This window comes from Pseudomonas sp. NPDC089752, assembly GCF_044748725.1.
In the GTDB taxonomy this organism is placed as follows: Bacteria; Pseudomonadota; Gammaproteobacteria; order Pseudomonadales; family Pseudomonadaceae; genus Aquipseudomonas.
Map to the genome: position 1 here is coordinate 1 of NZ_JBIVGP010000005.1, position 18,559 is coordinate 18,559.

Annotated in this window: 16 protein-coding genes; 10 read left to right on the plus strand and 6 right to left on the minus strand. The window is 63.6% G+C overall.

Features of this window, described 5'->3' with window-relative positions:
* Positions 1-184: 184 nt before the first annotated feature.
* Positions 185-2,122 carry a methyl-accepting chemotaxis protein gene (locus ACIPZF_RS09430; protein ID WP_400798094.1) on the plus strand — a complete coding sequence of 646 codons (1,938 nt, stop codon included), beginning with the start codon at positions 185-187 and terminating at the stop codon, positions 2,120-2,122.
* Between the two features lie 105 nt (positions 2,123-2,227).
* Here the strand turns inward: ACIPZF_RS09430 and ACIPZF_RS09435 are convergent, their stop codons facing one another.
* Entirely contained in the window at positions 2,228-3,268 is a 1,041-nt protein-coding gene (locus tag ACIPZF_RS09435; RefSeq protein ID WP_400798096.1) for a low specificity L-threonine aldolase, read from the minus strand.
* A gap of 303 nt (positions 3,269-3,571) precedes the next feature.
* On the opposite strand from ACIPZF_RS09435, the gene ACIPZF_RS09440 reads away from it, so the two are divergent.
* From ACIPZF_RS09440 to fdhA, 7 genes are all read left to right on the plus strand, one after another.
* Positions 3,572-4,825 carry a serine hydroxymethyltransferase gene (locus ACIPZF_RS09440; protein ID WP_400798099.1) on the plus strand — a complete coding sequence of 418 codons (1,254 nt, stop codon included), beginning with the start codon at positions 3,572-3,574 and terminating at the stop codon, positions 4,823-4,825.
* A gap of 15 nt (positions 4,826-4,840) precedes the next feature.
* On the plus strand, positions 4,841-6,091 hold the full coding sequence (locus tag ACIPZF_RS09445) for a sarcosine oxidase subunit beta family protein (protein ID WP_241805618.1): 1,251 nt from the start codon (positions 4,841-4,843) through the stop codon (positions 6,089-6,091).
* A 14-nt stretch (positions 6,092-6,105) separates the two neighbouring features.
* On the plus strand, positions 6,106-6,441 hold the full coding sequence (locus tag ACIPZF_RS09450) for a sarcosine oxidase subunit delta (protein WP_400798100.1): 336 nt from the start codon (positions 6,106-6,108) through the stop codon (positions 6,439-6,441).
* Positions 6,438-9,455 (plus strand): sarcosine oxidase subunit alpha, encoded by a 3,018-nt coding sequence (locus ACIPZF_RS09455; RefSeq protein ID WP_400798103.1) that lies wholly within the window; start codon positions 6,438-6,440, stop codon positions 9,453-9,455. Before ACIPZF_RS09450 ends, ACIPZF_RS09455 begins: the two co-directional genes overlap by 4 nt.
* 183 nt (positions 9,456-9,638) lie before the next feature.
* On the plus strand, positions 9,639-10,271 hold the full coding sequence (locus ACIPZF_RS09460; RefSeq protein ID WP_400798106.1) for a sarcosine oxidase subunit gamma: 633 nt from the start codon (positions 9,639-9,641) through the stop codon (positions 10,269-10,271).
* A gap of 10 nt (positions 10,272-10,281) precedes the next feature.
* The gene (gene purU / locus ACIPZF_RS09465; RefSeq protein ID WP_400798109.1) at positions 10,282-11,139 is read left to right on the plus strand and encodes a formyltetrahydrofolate deformylase; all 858 of its coding nucleotides are present in this window, start codon (positions 10,282-10,284) and stop codon (positions 11,137-11,139) included.
* A 270-nt stretch (positions 11,140-11,409) separates the two neighbouring features.
* Positions 11,410-12,609, plus strand: coding sequence for a formaldehyde dehydrogenase, glutathione-independent (fdhA, locus tag ACIPZF_RS09470; RefSeq protein WP_400798112.1), 1,200 nt, complete (start codon positions 11,410-11,412; stop codon positions 12,607-12,609).
* A gap of 38 nt (positions 12,610-12,647) precedes the next feature.
* On the opposite strand, the gene ACIPZF_RS09475 is transcribed toward fdhA, so the two are convergent.
* Positions 12,648-13,130 (minus strand): TIGR02594 family protein, encoded by a 483-nt coding sequence (locus ACIPZF_RS09475; protein WP_400798115.1) that lies wholly within the window; start codon positions 13,128-13,130, stop codon positions 12,648-12,650.
* Positions 13,131-13,290: 160 nt separating this feature from the next.
* Between ACIPZF_RS09475 and ACIPZF_RS09480 the strand changes: the two genes are divergently transcribed.
* Positions 13,291-13,869 carry a DUF2780 domain-containing protein gene (locus ACIPZF_RS09480; RefSeq protein ID WP_400798117.1) on the plus strand — a complete coding sequence of 193 codons (579 nt, stop codon included), beginning with the start codon at positions 13,291-13,293 and terminating at the stop codon, positions 13,867-13,869.
* Positions 13,870-13,872: 3 nt separating this feature from the next.
* On the opposite strand, the gene ACIPZF_RS09485 is transcribed toward ACIPZF_RS09480, so the two are convergent.
* Both ACIPZF_RS09485 and ACIPZF_RS09490 read right to left on the minus strand, forming a co-directional pair.
* Positions 13,873-15,222 (minus strand): APC family permease, encoded by a 1,350-nt coding sequence (locus tag ACIPZF_RS09485; protein ID WP_400798120.1) that lies wholly within the window; start codon positions 15,220-15,222, stop codon positions 13,873-13,875.
* A 221-nt stretch (positions 15,223-15,443) separates the two neighbouring features.
* Complete coding sequence (locus ACIPZF_RS09490) at positions 15,444-16,331, minus strand: acyltransferase (protein WP_400798122.1); 888 nt, start codon at positions 16,329-16,331, stop codon at positions 15,444-15,446.
* A 182-nt stretch (positions 16,332-16,513) separates the two neighbouring features.
* On the opposite strand from ACIPZF_RS09490, the gene ACIPZF_RS09495 reads away from it, so the two are divergent.
* A complete protein-coding gene (locus ACIPZF_RS09495) occupies positions 16,514-17,014 on the plus strand; it encodes an ATP-dependent zinc protease (RefSeq protein ID WP_400798124.1) in 501 nt (166 codons plus the stop codon).
* Between the two features lie 111 nt (positions 17,015-17,125).
* On the opposite strand, the gene ACIPZF_RS09500 is transcribed toward ACIPZF_RS09495, so the two are convergent.
* Together ACIPZF_RS09500 and msrA are read right to left on the minus strand one after the other, a co-directional pair.
* Positions 17,126-17,749, minus strand: coding sequence for a glutathione S-transferase (locus tag ACIPZF_RS09500; RefSeq protein ID WP_400798126.1), 624 nt, complete (start codon positions 17,747-17,749; stop codon positions 17,126-17,128).
* 3 nt (positions 17,750-17,752) lie between these two features.
* Complete coding sequence (msrA, locus tag ACIPZF_RS09505) at positions 17,753-18,421, minus strand: peptide-methionine (S)-S-oxide reductase MsrA (RefSeq protein ID WP_400798128.1); 669 nt, start codon at positions 18,419-18,421, stop codon at positions 17,753-17,755.
* Positions 18,422-18,559: the final 138 nt, after the last annotated feature.

Sequence of the window (18,559 nt, forward strand, 5' to 3'; positions counted from 1 at the left end):
GCTGCTGCACCTGGTTTACGGGGTGGTGAAGTCGGGGATACCGTTTGACCCCAAAATCGCTCTTGCAGGGTGAGGGTCAAGACGGTATCTACAGGGTTCGTGTTGTTGTCTTAGATCACTGGAATAACTGGATACGTAAGTGTATACACTTCTCGCAAAACAATAATTAGCGGGGAGCAGGGGCATGCGTATCTGGCGTAAGAGCATCCAGTGGCAATTGATTGCGAGCATGGGCGCGGCCCTGCTGGCGAGCATCCTGGTGGTGGTGATCATTTTCACGGTGGCGCTTAACCGCCTCACCGAACGCTACCTGGTCGACACGGCGCTGCCGGCGAGCATCGAAGCGATCCGCAACGATATCGAGCGCATGCTTGGCCAACCGCTGGTGGCGGCGGCGGACATTGCCGGCAACACGCTGCTGCGTGATTGGCTGGCGGCCGGCGAGGACCCGGCCGAAGCACCACGCTTCCTCGAATACCTGCAGGCTGCCAAGCAGCGCAATCATGCGTTCACCACGCTGTTCGTCTCGACCGAGACCGGCCATTACTACAACGAGAATGGCCTGGACCGCACCCTCAGCCGCGAAAACCCCAAGGACAAGTGGTTCTACGGCTACATCGACAGCGGCGCCGAGCGCCTGATCAATATCGACATCGACGGTGCCACGGGTGAGCTGGCGCTGTTCATCGACTATCGCGTTGAGAAAGACGGCAAGCTGGTGGGCGTGGCCGGCATGGGCCTGCGGATGACCGAGCTGTCGCAGCTGATCCACGACTTCAGCTTCGGCGAGCACGGCAAAGTGTTTCTGGTGCGCAACGATGGCCTGATCCAGGTGCACCCTGACAACGCCTTCAGCGGCAAGCGCCAGCTCGCCGAACAGCTCGATGCGAATGCGGCCAAGGCGGTGATGACGGGCGACCAGGGCCTGCGCACCAGCCGCTTCCAGCGCGATGGCGAAGACTATTTGGCGTTGGGCTTGCCACTGCGCGACCTGAACTGGACCTTGGTTGCCGAGGTGCCTGAGGCCGAGATCTACGCGCAGATGCGCGAGGCGGTCTGGCTGACCACGCTGATCGGTGGTGGTGTGGCGCTGCTGTCGTTGCTGCTTGTTGTGCTGCTGGCGCGGGGGCTGGTGCGGCCTATCCGCCGCGTCACCGCCGCGCTGGTGCAGATCGGCAGCGGTGGGGGAGATCTGAGCCACCGTCTGGATGATTCGCGCCAGGACGAACTGGGAGATCTGGCGCGCGGCTTCAATCGTTTTCTCGATAGCCAGCGCAGCCTGATCGGCGAAGTGCTGCGCACCACCGAGCGCTTGCATCGGGCGGTGGAGCAGGTGACCCAGGTTGTGGATAACACCGCCGACCGTTCCGGGCGTCAGCAGGAAATGACCGAGATGGTTGCCACTGCCGTGCACGAAATGGGGCTGACCGTGCAGGACATTGCCCGCAACGCCGGGGACGCTGCCCAGGCCTCGCAGTCGGCGCGAGAAGAAGCCCTGCAGGCGCGGGAAGTGGTGCGGCGTTCGATTCAGGGCATCGAGGGCATGTCCGGCGATATCGGCAAGGCGGCGGAAGCGGTAACCCAGTTGGCCGACGAAGTCGCCTCGATCGATGAAGTACTAGCGGTAATCCGTAGCATTTCCGAACAGACCAACCTGTTGGCGCTGAACGCCGCCATCGAGGCTGCGCGGGCAGGGGAGATGGGGCGTGGCTTTGCCGTGGTCGCGGATGAGGTGCGCACCTTGGCACGGCGCACACAGCTGTCCACCGATGAAGTGCAACACATGATCCAGCGCCTCAAGCAGGGCGCGGGGTCGGCGGTGACGTCGATGCAGGCCGGGCAGCAGGCCACTGGCAGCGGGGTCGAGTCGAGCCAGCGGACTGGGGCTTCGTTGGGGGCGATCACCGATCAGGTCGAGCACATCAGCGACATGAATCACCAGGTGGCCACGGCGACGGAAGAGCAGTCGGCGGTGACCGAGGAGATCAACCGAACGGTGCAGGGGATCTCCGACTTGGCCAGGGAGACGGCGGCGGAGGTGCAAGGGTGCCGGGAGGAATGCCAGGCATTACGCGGGTTGGCCGATGATCTGGCGCGGCAGATGGGGGGCTTCAAGCTTTAATCGGCGTTGAATTCTTCGCGGGCAAGCCCGCTCCTACAGAATAGGCGCAGGCTTTGAGCCCGATGCAATTCCTGTGGGAGCGGGCTTGCCCGCGAATGCGTCAGGTCAGGCGCCGATGATCGCGCGGATATCCGCCGCCAGCTCACGCACCCGCGCCTCCTCGGTATCCCAGGAACACATGAACCGCGCCCCACCGCTACCAATAAAGGTATAGAACCGCCACCCCCTGCCACGCAGCGCTTCGATCGCAGGCTCCGGCATCTGCAGAAACACCCCGTTGGCCTCCACCGGGAACATCAGCTCCACCCCCGGCAAATCACTGACCAACGACGCCAGCAACTGCGCGCAATGGTTGGCGTGGTTGCCATGGCGCAACCAGGCGCCGTCTTCCAGCAGCCCAACCCAAGGCGCGGACAAGAAGCGCATTTTCGAGGCCAGCTGCCCGGCCTGTTTGCAGCGGTAGTCGAAGTCCTCGGCCAACTGGCGATTGAAGAACAGAATCGCCTCACCGACCGCCATGCCGTTCTTGGTACCGCCAAAGCACAACACATCGACACCGGCCTTCCAGGTCAGCTCCGCCGGGCTGCAGCCCAGGAAGGCGCAGGCATTGGTGAAGCGCGCGCCGTCCATGTGCAGGTTCAGGCCCAGTTCCTTGCAGGTGGCGCTGATCGCCTTGAGCTCGTCGGGGCGGTACACGGTGCCCACTTCGGTGGCCTGGGTAAGGGTCACCACACGCGGTTTGGGGTAGTGGATGTCCTGGCGCTTGAGCGCCACTTCGCGGATCGACTCGGGCGTCAGCTTGCCGTTGACGCTGGGCGCGGTCAGCAGCTTGGAGCCGTTGGAGAAGAACTCCGGCGCGCCGCATTCGTCGGTTTCGACGTGGGCGGTCTCGGAGCAGATCACGCTGTGGTAGCTCTGGCACAGCGAGGCCAGGGCCAGGGAGTTGGCGGCGGTGCCGTTGAAGGCGAAGAACACTTCGCAATCGGTTTCGAACAGCTTGCGAAAGTATTCCGAGGCGCGCTCGGTCCACTGGTCGTCGCCGTAGGCGCGGTCGTGGCCGTGGTTGGCCTTTTCCATCGCGGCCCAGGCTTCGGGGCAGATGCCGGAATAGTTGTCGCTGGCGAATTGTTGGCTCTTGTCTGTCATGGCACGGTCCTGTGAACGACGCAGAACAGCACTCTAAACCATTGCTGAAACGGTTGCCTATACAAGCTGTGCCGGCCTCTTCGCGGGGCAAGCCCGCTCCCACAGTGGGTCTGTGCATGCCGGACATTGTGGGAGCGGGCTTGCCCCGCGAAAGGGCCGGCACGAACACGCCAAAACCGAATGTCGTAAACGCGCCATTGCAAGGCGTGCGCAGGCATCTGACCCACCCCGGCCAGTCATACCATCGCCACAAAGGGCCACAGTGCTCTACAGACAAAAACGATCGCTGCCGGGAGATACACGATGTTCAGCAAGCAAGACCAGATCCAGGGTTATGACGACGCACTGCTGGCGGCGATGAATGCCGAAGAACAGCGCCAGGAAGATCACATCGAGCTGATCGCCTCGGAGAACTACACCAGCAAGCGCGTGATGCAGGCCCAAGGCAGCGGCCTGACCAACAAGTACGCCGAAGGCTACCCGGGCAAGCGCTACTACGGTGGCTGCGAGCACGTCGACAAGGTCGAGGCGCTGGCCATCGAGCGCGCCAAGCAACTGTTCGGTGCCGACTACGCCAACGTTCAGCCGCACTCCGGCTCCTCGGCCAACGGCGCGGTCTACCTGGCCCTGCTGCAGGCCGGTGACACCATCCTCGGCATGAGCCTGGCCCACGGCGGCCACCTGACCCACGGCGCCAAGGTGTCGTCTTCGGGCAAGCTGTACAACGCTGTTCAATACGGTATCGACACCAATACCGGCCTGATCGACTACGATGAGGTCGAGCGCCTGGCGGTCGAGCACACGCCGAAGATGATCGTTGCCGGTTTCTCGGCCTACTCCAAGACCCTCGACTTCCCGCGCTTCCGTGCCATCGCCGACAAGGTCGGGGCGCTGCTGTTCGTCGACATGGCCCACGTCGCCGGTCTGGTCGCTGCTGGCCTGTACCCGAACCCTCTGCCGTATGCCGATGTGGTCACCACCACCACCCACAAGACCCTGCGCGGTCCGCGTGGCGGCCTGATCCTGGCCAAGTCCAACGAAGAGATCGAGAAGAAGCTCAACGCTGCAGTCTTCCCCGGCGCCCAGGGCGGCCCGCTGATGCACGTCATCGCCGCCAAGGCCGTGTGCTTCAAGGAAGCGCTGGAGCCTGAGTTCAAGAGCTACCAGAAGCAGGTCATCGAAAACGCCCAGGCCATGGCCGAAGTGTTCATCGACCGTGGCTACGACGTGGTTTCCGGCGGTACCGACAACCACCTGTTCCTGGTCAGCCTGATTCGCCAGGGCCTGACCGGTAAAGACGCCGACGCCGCCCTGGGCCGCGCGCACATCACCGTCAACAAGAACGCCGTGCCGAACGACCCGCAGTCGCCGTTCGTCACCTCGGGCCTGCGCATCGGCACCCCGGCCGTCACCACCCGCGGCTTCAAGGTCGCGCAATGTGTAGCCCTGGCCGGCTGGATCTGCGACATCCTCGACAACCTCGGTGACGCCGACGTCGAAGCCGATGTGGCGAAAAACGTCGCCGCCCTGTGCGCAGACTTCCCTGTTTACCGCTGAGTGGAGTAAACGACCATGCAACGCTACTCGGGCTTCGGCCTCTTCAAACACTCCCTCAGCCACCACGAAAACTGGCAGCGCATGTGGCGCACGCCGACCCCCAAGAAGGTCTACGACGTGGTCATCGTCGGCGGTGGCGGCCACGGCCTGGCCACGGCCTACTACCTGGCCAAGGAACACGGCATCACCAACGTCGCGGTGGTCGAGAAGGGTTACCTGGGCGGCGGCAACACCGCCCGTAACACCACCATCGTGCGTTCCAACTACCTGTGGGACGAGTCGGCGCAGCTGTACGAACACGCCATGAAACTGTGGGAAGGCCTGTCCCAGGACATCAACTACAACGTGATGTTCTCCCAGCGTGGCGTCTACAACCTGTGCCACACCCTGCAGGACATTCGTGATTCCGAGCGCCGGGTCAGCGCCAACCGCCTCAACGGCGTGGATGGCGAGCTGCTCAATACTGCCCAGGTCGCGGCCGAAATCCCGTACCTGGACTGCTCGAAGAACACCCGTTACCCGATCCTCGGCGCGACCGTTCAGCGCCGTGGTGGCGTGGCCCGTCACGACGCCGTGGCCTGGGGCTATGCCCGTGCCGCCGACGCCCTCGGCGTGGACCTGATCCAGCAGACCGAAGTGATCGGTTTTCGCAAGGAAAACGGCGCGGTCATCGGCGTGGAAACCAACAAAGGCTTCATCGGCGCCAAGCGCGTCGGCGTGGTCACCGCCGGTAACTCCGGGCACATGGCCAAGCTGGCCGGCTTCCGCCTGCCGCTGGAATCGCACCCGCTGCAAGCCCTGGTATCCGAGCCGATCAAGCCGATCATCGACAGTGTGATCATGTCCAACGCCGTGCACGGCTACATCAGCCAGTCCGACAAGGGCGACCTGGTGATCGGCGCCGGTATCGACGGCTGGGTCGGCTACGGCCAGCGCGGTTCGTACCCTGTGATCGAGCACACCCTGCAGGCGATCGTCGAGATGTTCCCCAACCTCTCGCGCGTGCGCATGAACCGCCAGTGGGGCGGCATCGTCGACACCTCGCCGGACGCCTGCCCGATCATCTCCAAGACCCCGGTCAAGAACATGTTCTTCAACTGCGGCTGGGGCACCGGCGGCTTCAAGGCGACCCCGGGTTCGGGCAACGTCTTCGCCGCAAGCCTTGCCAAAGGCGAGATGCACCCGCTGGCTGCGCCGTTCTCCATGGACCGTTTCTACAACGGCGCACTGATCGACGAACACGGCGCCGCCGCCGTCGCCCACTAACCGGAGACACCGTCATGTTGCATATTTTCTGTCCCCACTGCGGCGAGCTGCGCTCCGAAGAAGAGTTCCACGCCTCTGGCCAGGCGCACATCGCCCGCCCGCTGGACCCGGCTGCCTGCTCCGACGAGGAGTGGGGCACCTACATGTTCTTCCGCGACAACCCGCGCGGTATTCACCATGAGCTGTGGGACCACGTTGCCGGCTGCCGTCAGTACTTCAACGTCACCCGCGACACCGTGACCTACGAGATTCTGGAAACCTACAAGATCGGCGAGAAGCCGCAGGTGACCGCCAACGGCAAGCCAAGCAGCGCACCGTCGACCGTCAAAGGGCAAGGGGAAAAAGTATGAGCCAGACCTATCGCCTCGCCAGCGGCGGCCGTATCGACCGCAGCAAGGTGCTGAACTTCACCTTCAACGGCAAGACCTACCAGGGCTATGCCGGTGACAGCCTGGCCGCCGCGCTGCTGGCCAACGGCGTCGATATCGTCGGCCGCAGCTTCAAGTACTCGCGCCCTCGCGGCATCATCGCCGCCGGTACCGAAGAGCCGAACGCGATCCTGCAGATCGGCTCCAGCGAAGCCACCCAGATCCCCAACGTGCGTGCCACGCAACAGGCGCTGTACGCCGGCCTGGTAGCCACCAGCACCAACGGCTGGCCGAACGTCAACAACGACGTCATGGGCATCCTCGGCAAGGTCGGCGGCAGCATGATGCCGCCGGGCTTCTACTACAAAACCTTCATGTACCCGAAATCGTTCTGGATGACTTATGAGAAGTACATCCGTAAAGCAGCCGGCCTGGGCCGTGCGCCGCTGCAGAACGACCCGGACAGCTACGACTACATGAACCAGCACTGCGACGTGCTGATCGTCGGCGCCGGCCCTGCTGGCCTGGCCGCCGCTCTGGCCGCTGCGCGCAGCGGTGCCCGGGTGATCCTGGCTGACGAGCAGGAAGAGTTCGGCGGCAGCCTGCTCGACTCCCGCGAAACCCTCGACGGCAAACCTGCCGCCGACTGGGTCAACGCCGTGGTCAAGGAGCTGGAAAGCCTGCCGGAAGTGACCCTGCTGCCACGCGCCACGGTCAACGGCTACCACGACCACAACTTCCTGACCATTCACGAGCGCCTCACCGACCACCTCGGTGATCGCGCGCCGATCGGCCAGGTCCGCCACCGTGTGCACCGTGTCCGCGCCAAGCGCGTGGTACTGGCTGCCGGCGCCCACGAACGCCCATTGGTGTATGGCAACAACGACGTGCCGGGCAACATGCTGGCCGGCGCTGTGTCCACTTATGTTCGCCGTTACGGCGTGGCGCCCGGCCGCAAGCTGGTGCTGTCGACCAACAACGACCACGCCTACCGCGCCGCGCTGGACTGGCACGACGCTGGCCTGCAGGTCGTCGCCATCGCCGACGCCCGCCACAACCCACGCGGTTCGCTGGTTGAAGAGGCGCGTGCCAAGGGCATTCGCATCCTCACTTCCAGCGCCGTGGTCGAGGCCAAAGGCAGCAAACACGTCACTGGCGCCCGCGTGGCGGCCATCGATGTGCAGGCGCACAAAGTCACCAGCCCAGGCGAAACCCTCGACTGCGACCTGATCGCCACCTCCGGCGGCTACAGCCCGATCGTTCACCTGGCTTCGCACCTGGGCGGTCGCCCGGTATGGCGTGACGACATCCTTGGCTTCGTGCCAGGCGATGCGCCGCAAAAGCGTGAGTGCGTCGGTGGCATCAACGGCGTGTACGCCCTGGGTGACGTGATCGCCAATGGTTTCGAAGGCGGCGCCCGTGCAGCCAGCGAAGCCGGCTTCAAGTCCACCACCGCCACCCTGCCAAAGACCGTTGCGCGCAAGGACGAGGCCACCGTGGCGCTGTTCCAGGTGCCGCACGACAAAGGCAGCAAGGGGCCGAAGCAATTCGTCGACCAGCAGAACGACGTGACCGCCGCCGGTATCGAGCTGGCCACCCGTGAAGGCTTCGAGTCGGTCGAGCACGTCAAGCGCTACACCGCGCTGGGCTTCGGCACCGACCAGGGCAAGCTGGGCAACATCAACGGCCTGGCCATCGCCGCCCGTTCGATCGGCATCACCATTCCGGAAATGGGCACCACCATGTTCCGCCCCAACTACACGCCGGTGACCTTCGGCGCGGTAGCGGGCCGTCACTGTGGCCACCTGTTCGAGCCGGTGCGTTTCACCGCCCTGCATGCCTGGCATGTGAAGAACGGCGCCGAGTTCGAGGACGTCGGCCAGTGGAAGCGCCCGTGGTACTTCCCCAAAGCCGGTGAAGACATCCACGCCGCCGTGGCCCGTGAATGCAAGGCCGTGCGCGACAGCGTGGGCCTGCTCGACGCCTCGACCCTGGGCAAGATCGACATCCAGGGCCCGGACGCGCGCGAGTTCCTCAACCGCATCTACTCCAACGCCTGGACCAAGCTCGACGTGGGCAAGGCCCGCTACGGCCTGATGTGCAAGGAAGACGGCATGGTCTTCGACGACGGCGTGACCGCCTGCGTCGGCGACAACCACTTCTACATGACCACCACCACCGGCGGCGCCGCACGCGTGCTGCAGTGGCTGGAGCTGTACCACCAGACCGAATGGCCGGAGATGAAGGTGTACTTCACCTCGGTCACCGACCACTGGGCCACCCTGACCCTGTCCGGCCCCAACAGCCGCAAGCTGCTCAGCGAGCTGACCGACGACATCGACCTGGACAAGGAAGCCTTCCCGTTCATGACCTGGAAGGAAGGCACCGTCGGGGGCGTGCCGGCGCGGGTGTTCCGGATCTCGTTCACCGGTGAGCTGTCGTACGAAGTCAACGTGCAGGCCAACTACGCCATGGGCGTGCTGGAAAAGGTCATCGAGGCAGGCAAAAAGTACAACCTGACCCCGTATGGCACCGAAACCATGCACGTACTGCGTGCCGAGAAGGGCTTCATCATCGTCGGCCAGGACACCGACGGCTCGATGAACCCGGACGACCTCAACATGAGCTGGTGCGTGGGCCGCAACAAGCCGTTCTCGTGGATCGGCCTGCGTGGCATGAACCGCGAAGACTGCCTGCGCGAGAACCGCAAGCAGCTGGTGGGCTTGAAGCCGGTCGACCCGACCAAGTGGCTGCCGGAGGGCGCCCAGCTGGTGTTCGACCCGAAACAGCCGATCCCGATGGACATGGTCGGCCACGTCACCTCCAGCTACGCGGCCAACTCCCTGGGTTATTCGTTCGCCATGGGTGTGGTCAAGGGTGGCCTCAAGCGCATGGGCGAGCGCGTTTACTCGCCGCAAGCGGATGGCAGCGTGATCGAGGCCGAGATCGTGTCTTCGGTGTTCTTCGATCCGAAGGGTGAGCGGCAGAACGTTTAAGACTCACTGGCAGTTTTGCTTGAAATGCGAGCCCTGTGGGAGCGGGCTTGCCCCGCGAATGCGATGGCGGCTACACCGGCCCCTTCGCGGGACAAGCCCGCTCCCACAGGCAACATCACTCGCATTTGGGCATTGCTTCTGACCGCTGGTCTTACGGACAACAGAATTCAAGGCAGGTAAGAAATGAGCGCTATCAACGTCTTCCAGCAAAACCCCGGCGCCGAGGCCAAGGCTCAGTCGCCGCTGCACCATGCCGACCTGGCCAGCCTGGTTGGCAAAGGCCGCAAGAACGCAGGCGTGACCTTGCGTGAGAAAAAATTCCTCGGTCACCTGACCCTGCGTGGCGACGGCCACAACCCGGAATTCGCCGCAGGCGTGCACAAGGCCCTGGGCCTGGAGCTGCCGGTGGCCCTGACCGTGGTCGCCAACAGCGAGATGTCGCTGCAATGGCTTGGCCCGGATGAGTGGCTGCTGATCGTCCCAGGCGGTCAAGAGTTCGCCGTCGAGCAGAAACTGCGCGCGGCCCTCGAAGGCCAGCACATCCAGGTGGTCAATGTCAGCGGCGGGCAAAGCCTGCTGGAACTGCGCGGCCCGCACCTGCGCGAAGTGCTGATGAAATCCACCAGCTATGATGTTCACCCAAACAACTTCCCGGTGGGCAAGGCTGTCGGCACTGTGTTCGCCAAGTCGCAGTTGGTGATCCGTCGCACCGCCGAAGACACCTGGGAGTTGGTGATTCGCCGCAGCTTCGCCGACTACTGGTGGCTGTGGCTGCAGGACGCTTCGGCCGAATACGGCCTGAGCATCGAGGCTTAAGGAGCAGAACATGAGTCGGGCACCGGATACCTGGATTCTCACCGCCGACTGCCCGAGCATGCTCGGCACCGTCGACGTGGTGACGCGTTTCCTCTTCGAGCAGCGCTGCTACGTGACGGAGCACCACTCCTTCGATGACCGGCAGTCGGGGCGCTTCTTCATTCGCGTCGAATTCCGCCAGCCGGACGATTTCGACGAGGCGGGCTTCCGCGCAGGCCTCGCCGAGCGCAGCGAAGCGTTCGGCATGGCCTTCGAGCTGACCGCGCCCAATCACCGCCCCAAGGTGGTGATCATGGTGTCCAAGGCCGACCACTGCCTGAACGACCTGCTGTACCGCCAGCGCATCGGCCAGCTAGGTATGGACGTGGTGGCGGTGGTGTCCAACCACCCCGATCTCGAGCCGCTGGCGCATTGGCACAAGATCCCTTACTACCACTTCACCCTCGACCCCAACGACAAGCCTGGGCAAGAGCGCAAGGTGCTGCAGGTGATCGAGGAAACCGGTGCCGAACTGGTCATCCTTGCCCGCTACATGCAGGTGCTGTCGCCCGAGCTGTGCCGGCGCCTGGATGGTTGGGCGATCAACATTCACCACTCGCTGTTGCCGGGGTTCAAGGGCGCCAAGCCTTATCACCAGGCGTACAACAAGGGCGTGAAGATGGTCGGGGCCACGGCGCACTACATCAACAACGACCTCGATGAAGGGCCGATCATTGCCCAGGGGGTCGAGGTGGTGGACCACAGCCATTACCCTGAGGATCTGATTGCCAAGGGGCGGGATATCGAGTGCCTGACTTTGGCGAGGGCGGTCGGGTATCACATCGAGCGGCGGGTGTTCCTGAACGCCAATCGGACTGTCGTTCTCTGATAGCCGTACTGGCCTCTTCGCGGGGCAAGCCCGCTCCCACGGGTTCACCGCTGTTTCGAACATGGCGGTGACCCTGTGGGAGCGGGCTTGTCCCGCGAAGGGGCCAACTCATTTCCAACTGCCGTAAAAAGGCATCCCCCTGTCGTTTTCAGTCAGCGCACCTGGCCCCATCAAGCCCACAATTCCCTGCATTCCAGTAACACATGCCGCCCATGGATGGCGGCGCTTCAACCAACGCTGCATACATAAAAACCAAGCGAGGTAAAAGCAATGTCTGGCAATCGTGGAGTGGTCTATCTCGGCGCCGGCAAAGTCGAAGTGCAACACATCGACTACCCGAAAATGCAGGACCCGCGCGGCAAGAAAATCGAACACGGCGTTATCCTCAAGGTGGTTTCCACCAACATCTGCGGCTCCGACCAGCACATGGTCCGTGGCCGCACCACTGCCCAGGTCGGCCTGGTTCTAGGCCATGAAATCACCGGTGAAATCGTCGAGCTGGGGCGTGATGTCGAACGTCTGAAAATCGGCGACCTGGTGTCGGTACCGTTCAACGTTGCCTGCGGCCGCTGCCGCTCCTGCAAAGAGATGCACACCGGTGTCTGCCTCACCGTCAACCCGGCCCGCGCCGGTGGTGCCTACGGTTATGTCGACATGGGCGACTGGACCGGCGGCCAGGCCGAATACGTGCTGGTGCCTTATGCCGACTTCAACCTGCTGAAACTGCCGGACCGCGACAAGGCCATGGAGAAGATCCGTGACCTGACTTGCCTCTCCGACATCCTGCCCACCGGCTACCACGGCGCCGTGACTGCGGGCGTCGGCCCAGGCAGCACCGTTTACGTGGCCGGTGCCGGCCCGGTTGGCCTGGCCGCTGCTGCTTCCGCTCGCCTGCTGGGCGCCGCCTGCGTGATCGTCGGTGACCTCAACCCGGCCCGCCTGGCCCACGCCAAGTCCCAGGGCTTCGAGGTGGTCGACCTGTCCAAGGACACCCCGCTGCACGAGCAGATCGTCGACATCCTCGGTGAACCGGAAGTGGACTGTGCCGTCGATGCCGTTGGTTTCGAAGCACGCGGCCATGGCCACGAGGGTGCCAAGCACGAGGCTCCGGCCACCGTGCTGAACTCGCTGATGCAGGTGACCCGCGTTGCCGGCAGCATTGGTATCCCAGGGCTGTACGTGACCGAAGACCCGGGTGCGGTGGACGCCGCCGCCAAGATCGGCGCGCTGAGCATCCGCTTCGGCCTGGGCTGGGCCAAGTCGCACAGCTTCCACACCGGCCAGACCCCGACCATGAAATACAACCGCCAGTTGATGCAGGCGATCATGTGGGACCGGATCAACATCGCCGAGGTGGTGGGGGTGCAGGTGATCAACCTCGACCAGGCGCCGGAAGGCTATGGCGAGTTCGATGCAGGGGTACCGAAGAAGTTCGTGATCGACCCGCACAAGATGTGGGGCGCGGCGTAACCTTCGCACTCAACGCCCCCGCAAGGGGGCGTTGTCATTCATGCTTCCGAGGAGGACAGCGGCGCGTCATCCAGCACCGCCAGGGGTTCGGCCACCAGCGGCACCCCTGCCGGCCAGCGATAACCGCTGACGCGGTTCAGCTCGAATGCCCGGATGTTCACAGCGTCGCTCTGATTGCCACCGAGCACCAACAAGTTGCCATTGGCGGTTTCACCGGTCACGAAGCCGACATGCCCACCGCCCACACGGGTGAAAACCACGATGCAGCCTGGGATCGGTCGTTCCAGCTTGATTCCCCAACCAAGGTAGGACCGCGCGCTTTCGAAACGTGAGGAGCGTACCCCCACCCGCTCCAGCATCGCGCCGACGAAGGCCGCGCACCAAGGCGTCTCGTCGTCTTTGATGCCCCCGCGCCTGATGTCTTTCCACATCTGCAGGATCTCCGGGTTGTGCTTGGCGCCGGCGATTTCTTCGAGGCCGATGTATTTGCGTGCTTCGTCGAGCCAGGGATGGTTGCTCATGGGCCGCTCTCGCTGTCGGTAGTGGAACAGCCACGTTATCGAGCCTCGGCTTGGAATGGCCGCAGGCAGGATTGCCCTGATAACCGGCTCGGAACCAAGCCCCATCGCGTCAGTCGAATGCCTCGTTTCCCAGGCCAACACGGCCAACGAGGTCCTTCCCATGAAAGTGTTCACCCTGGCAACCCTGATGACCCTGGCCGCAAGCCCGGTATTCGCCTTCAACCTTGGCGATGCCGCCAATGCTGTCTCCGCCATGCAGGCGCAGAAGCAGCAGGGCCAGGTACAGGCACCCGAAGCGCAGGCCAACCTGCTCAACACCCTGGGCAACGAGCTGAAGATCACCCCCGAGCAGGCCGTGGGCGGCGCAGGGGCGATGCTGGGGCTGGCGCGCAACAACCTCAGCAGCGACGACTATGGCCAGCTGACCAAGGCCGTCCCGGGGCTCGACCTGCTTTCAGGCGCCAATGCCCTGGGTGGCCTGAGCGGCCTGGGTGAATTGCTCGGCGACAACAGCGAAAACCAGTCGGCGTTGAGCAAGGCACTGGGCAATGACGTGGAGAACCGCACCGACCTGGACGCCGCTTTCAAGGCGCTGGGGATGGATACCGGCATGATCGGGCAGTTCGCCCCGCTGATCCTCCAGTACCTGGGGCAGCAGGGCATTGCTGGGTCGCTGTTGCAGAACCTGGGTAGCCTGTGGACTACCCCGGCACCGTTGGTGCAACAGCCGTCGGTGTAAGGCTCAAGCCGTTTCGGAGAAATCCACCAGACGCACCGGGCGGCGGAAGCCGGCGGTCAGTACCGCCAGGTAGGCCAGCCCCAGTGCGAACCAGCACAGGCCGATGACCAGCGTCAGCGCCGACAGGCTGGTCCACAGCCACAAGGTCAGGCCCAGGCCGATCAGCGGCACCAGGCCGTATTGCAGCAGGCCTTTGAGGCTGCGCTGGCTGGCGTCGGTCATCAGGTGGGTCTTCACCACCGCCAGGTTCACGGCCGAGAAGGCCACCAGCGCACCGAAGCTGATGAGCGAGGCGAGGGTGGTCAGGTCGATCACCAGTGCCAGCAGCGAGAACGCCGAGACCAGCAGGATGGCGAACACCGGCGTGCCGAAGCGCGGCGACAGGTAACCGAAACTGCGCTGCGGCAACACACGATCGCGGCCCATGGTGAACAGGATGCGCGACACGGCGGCCTGCGAAGCCAGCGCCGAACCCAGGCTGCCGGCGACGAACGCAGCGGTGAAGAAGTTGGCCAGGAACTGGCCGCCCGCCTTGAACATCACCTCATTGGCTGCGGCGTCGACATTGACGAAGCTGCTGCCCGGCAGCACCAGCTGGCTGACATAAGCTAGCGCGGTGAACAGCACGCCAGCGAACAGCGTGGTCAGGATGATCGCCCGGGGCACATCGCGGCGGGCATCGCGGCACTCTTCGGCCAGGGTCGAAACGGCATCGAAACCCAGGAACGACAGGCACAGTACGGCAGCACCGGCCATCAGTGGGCCGAAGCCTGGCTGTGTGCCGTCACCCATCAGTGGCGACAGCAGGTCTACCGGCTGGCCGGCCAGCGATTGCCAGGACAGTGCGACAAACACACCGATGAAGACGATCTGAGCACCGACAATCAGGTTGCTTGCCTTGGCCACCGAATGAATGCCGACCACGTTGAGCACCGTCACCAGGGCAATCGAGGCGAGCACGATGGTCCAGGCCGGGATGGCCGGGAAGGCGATGTTGAGGAACAGGCCGATGAGCAGGTAGTTGATCATCGGAATGAACAGGTAATCGAGCAGCAGTGACCAGCCGGCAAGAAAGCCGACATTCGGGCCGAAGGCCATGTTGGTGTAGGAGTACGCCGAGCCCGCGATCGGGAAGCGTTTGACCATGAAGCTGTAGGAAATGGCGGTGAACGACATGGCCAGCAAGGTGACCAGGTAAGCCCCTGCAGTGCGGCCACCGGTCATTTCGGTGACGATGCCGTAGGTGGTGAAAATGGTCAGCGGGACCATGTACACCAAGCCGAAGAACACCAGGGCGGGGAGGCCCAGGACACGGCGGAGCTGGGCGGGGGCGGAGCAAGGTTGGTTGGCCATCGATCGATCCAGGCAATTTTTTGTAGTTGTGCTTTGATCGATTTTTATCCACTTAGGTGGAATGTGACAAAGAAGTAATCCTTATGCTGATTATTAGCCCGATTTTTAATTGGGATTGTTCAACACCCGTGCGGGCCTCTTCGCGGGGCAAGCCCGCTCCCACAGGAGTATTTGTGGGAGCGGGCTTGCCCCGCGAAGAGGCCCGCACAGGTAACCCACAATCAGCCCATCTCGGCCCGGAGCTGTTCGATCCGCTGATCCTTCTCCACCCACAGCTGGTTCACCCAAGCCTGCACCGTCTGCCGAAACGCGGCATCACTTTCGTAATCCCCCGCCCACAGCGCCGGGTCCAGCTCACGCACCTGAATGTCGATAATCACCCGATTGATGCTGCCATTGAGCAGGTCCCAGAAGCCTGGCGCCTTGTTGCCTGGGTAGACAATGGTCACGTCCAGCAGCGCATCCAGCTGTTCGCCCAACGCCGCCAGCACAAAGGCCACGCCGCCAGCCTTGGGCTTGAGCAGGTAGCGATAGGGCGACTGCTGCTCCTCACGCTTGGCCTCGGTGAAGCGGGTGCCTTCCAGGTAATTGACCACGGTCACCGGCTGACGCTTGAACAGCTCACAGGCGGCTTTGGTGATTTCCAGGTCCTTGCCCTTGAGCTCGGGGTGCTTCTCCAGGAAGGCCTTGCTGTAGCGCTTCATGAATGGGTAGTCCAGGCCCCACCAGGCCAGGCCCAGCAGCGGCACCCAGATCAGCTCCTTCTTCAGGAAGAACTTGAAGAACGGCGTGCGGCGGTTGAGGCTTTCGATCAGCGCCGGAATATCGACCCAGGTCTGGTGATTGCTCACTGCCAGGTACGAAGTGTCCTTGCGCAGGTTGTCGACGCCGCGAATGTCCCATTGGGTGGGGATGCACAGGGCGAAGATGGCCTTGTCGACTTCCGACCAGGCTTCGGCACACCACATTACGCCCGCGGAGGCATAGTCACGCCAGCGGCCCGGCAGCACCAGTTTGAGCAGGGCGCAGGCCAGCAGCGGGCAGATCATCACCACGGTGTTGATCAGCAGCAGGGTGGTCGTGAGAATGCCGGTCAGCAGGCGACGCATAAGGAAACTCTTGTTGTGGAATAAGGACGGGCGGCAATGATAAGCAGCGCCGCTGGCTACGCCAAATGTCCAATGCCCAGCGGCGCGGACAAATGTTTCACATTATGTTGTTTACCCTAGCGGCAGCGAACCTATCCTGCTTGCACAGTCTAAGCACCGACCCCTCTCAAGGAAGCCTGCCTGTGAAACCACTGCTTGCCCTGTTGTCGTTGTTGGCGTTGCCGGTCATGGCCGCAGAACCCACGCTTTATGGCCGCTACGAGAACATATCCTTGCCGGAGCTCGGCGAAACCCTGAAGGCCAAGATGGACACCGGTGCCTACACCGCATCGCTGTCGGCCAAGGATATCGAACGCTTTACCCGCGATGGCGATGACTGGGTGCGATTCCGCCTGGCGACCAAGGATTCGGATGGCAAGGTCTACGAGCACAAGGTTGCGCGCATCAGCAAGATCAAGAACCGCGCCGATGAAGAAGACGAGGGCGATGCGCCCGAGCTATCGCGCCGGCCGGTGGTCGACCTGGAGCTGTGCCTGGGCGACGAGAAGCGCACGGTGGAGGTGAACCTGGTCGACCGCAGCAGCTTCAACTATCCACTGCTGATCGGGGCCAAGGCGCTTCGTGAGTTCAAGGCCGCCGTGAACCCGGCCAAGCGATTCACGGCGGGCAAGCCTGACTGCTGATCGTGGGAGCGGCTTCAGCCGCGAACACCGGCGAAGCCGGTGCCATCCACCGCGTCGCTTGCTTCGCGGCTAAAGCCGCTCCCACGGGGTCTTGCGGCGCTACTTGCCGGATCAGGCAGTGGGTGCGGTTGCGACCATCGAAGGCCGTTTGGCCACCTCGGCATACCACGCGGCCAACCCTGGCTGGCGCTCACGCCAGCCAAAATCAGGCTGACGCAAATCCAGATACCCCAGCGCACAGGCGACACCAATAGCGGCCAGATCAAAGCCTGAAATCAGTTCGGCCAGATGTTCCTGCTCAAGATTGGCCAGGCTTCGCCGGATTTTCTCGCCCTGCACCTCCAGCCAACCGTCCCAGCGCTTGTCCTCTGGCCGCAGGAAGCTCTCGTAGCGGCTCGACACCGCCGCATCCATGATCGCATCCGCCTGGGCCGCCAAGGTCATGCGCCGCCAGCGCGCCGAGCCCTCACGGGGCAGCAGCGGCAGGCCGACATGCTGCTGGTCGAGAAACTCGCAGATGACCCGGCTGTCATGCAGCACGCTGCCGTCTTCCAGGCGCAGGGCCGGGATCTTGCCGATCGGGTTGCCCTGGTTCAGCTGCTCGTCGCCGCTGACCGGGCTGATGTTCACCGGCTGCAGCGCAACGCGGTCGAGCTGGCCGGTCTCGTGCAGCACCACCATGACCTTGCGCACGAACGGCGACAGCGGCGAGTGGAACAGGGTCATCGTGCTCATGGTTCAGTTGCCCTGCAGACTTGGCGGCAGGCACACGCCAGTGCCGCCGATACCGCAGTAGCCTTCGGGGTTCTTGGCCAGGTATTGCTGGTGGTAGGCCTCGGCGAAGAACACGGTCGGCGCCTGGTCGATTTCGGTGGTGATCTCGCCGAAACCGGCCTTGCTCAGCTCGGCCTGGAAGGCGTCGCGGCTGGCGTTGGCTTGTTCGAGCTGCTCTGGGCTGGTGCAGAAGATCGCCGAGCGGTATTGGGTGCCGATGTCGTTGCCCTGGCGCATGCCCTGGGTCGGGTTGTGCAGCTCCCAGAACATCGCCAGCAGCTCGCGGTAGCTGACCTTGTCCTTGTCGAACACCACCAGCACCACTTCGGTGTGGCCGGTCAGGCCCGAGCAGACTTCCTCGTAGGTCGGGTTGGGGGTGAAGCCGCCAGCGTAGCCGACCACGGTGCTGACCACGCCTTCACGCTGCCAGAAGCGGCGCTCGGCGCCCCAGAAGCAGCCCAGGCCGAAGATCGCAAAGTCGATGTTGCCTTCGAAGAACGGGCCGAGCAGCGGGGTGCCTTCGAACACGTAATGGAACTCGGGCAAAGACATTGGCGTTTCGCGGCCAGGCAGGGCCTGCTCCGCGGTGGGCATGACGTTTTTGTTCACCAGGATTTCCGAACGCAGGACCATGGCCGTTCCTCTGTGTTTTTCAGTGGGATAGATTGTGAGCCCTTCGCGGGGCAAGCCCGCTCCCACAGGTTCTGCACTGTTCTCAAGGGCAGTGCAGTACCTGTGGGAGCGGGCTTGCCCCGCGAAGGGGCCCGAATG

Excerpts from the sequence above, each read along its gene's own strand:
- ACIPZF_RS09455 (WP_400798103.1), top strand. The coding sequence starts at position 6,438 with ATGAGCCAGACCTATCGCCTCGCCAGCGGCGGCCGTATCGACCGCAGC.
- msrA (WP_400798128.1), bottom strand. The coding sequence starts at position 18,421 with ATGGTCCTGCGTTCGGAAATCCTGGTGAACAAAAACGTCATGCCCACC.
- ACIPZF_RS09430 (WP_400798094.1), top strand. The coding sequence starts at position 185 with ATGCGTATCTGGCGTAAGAGCATCCAGTGGCAATTGATTGCGAGCATG.
- ACIPZF_RS09435 (WP_400798096.1), bottom strand. The coding sequence starts at position 3,268 with ATGACAGACAAGAGCCAACAATTCGCCAGCGACAACTATTCCGGCATC.
- ACIPZF_RS09475 (WP_400798115.1), bottom strand. The coding sequence starts at position 13,130 with ATGAGCAACCATCCCTGGCTCGACGAAGCACGCAAATACATCGGCCTC.
- ACIPZF_RS09480 (WP_400798117.1), top strand. The coding sequence starts at position 13,291 with ATGAAAGTGTTCACCCTGGCAACCCTGATGACCCTGGCCGCAAGCCCG.
- ACIPZF_RS09440 (WP_400798099.1), top strand. The coding sequence starts at position 3,572 with ATGTTCAGCAAGCAAGACCAGATCCAGGGTTATGACGACGCACTGCTG.
- ACIPZF_RS09485 (WP_400798120.1), bottom strand. The coding sequence starts at position 15,222 with ATGGCCAACCAACCTTGCTCCGCCCCCGCCCAGCTCCGCCGTGTCCTG.
- ACIPZF_RS09490 (WP_400798122.1), bottom strand. The coding sequence starts at position 16,331 with ATGCGTCGCCTGCTGACCGGCATTCTCACGACCACCCTGCTGCTGATC.
- ACIPZF_RS09500 (WP_400798126.1), bottom strand. The coding sequence starts at position 17,749 with ATGAGCACGATGACCCTGTTCCACTCGCCGCTGTCGCCGTTCGTGCGC.
- fdhA (WP_400798112.1), top strand. The coding sequence starts at position 11,410 with ATGTCTGGCAATCGTGGAGTGGTCTATCTCGGCGCCGGCAAAGTCGAA.
- ACIPZF_RS09450 (WP_400798100.1), top strand. The coding sequence starts at position 6,106 with ATGTTGCATATTTTCTGTCCCCACTGCGGCGAGCTGCGCTCCGAAGAA.
- ACIPZF_RS09445 (WP_241805618.1), top strand. The coding sequence starts at position 4,841 with ATGCAACGCTACTCGGGCTTCGGCCTCTTCAAACACTCCCTCAGCCAC.
- purU (WP_400798109.1), top strand. The coding sequence starts at position 10,282 with ATGAGTCGGGCACCGGATACCTGGATTCTCACCGCCGACTGCCCGAGC.
- ACIPZF_RS09460 (WP_400798106.1), top strand. The coding sequence starts at position 9,639 with ATGAGCGCTATCAACGTCTTCCAGCAAAACCCCGGCGCCGAGGCCAAG.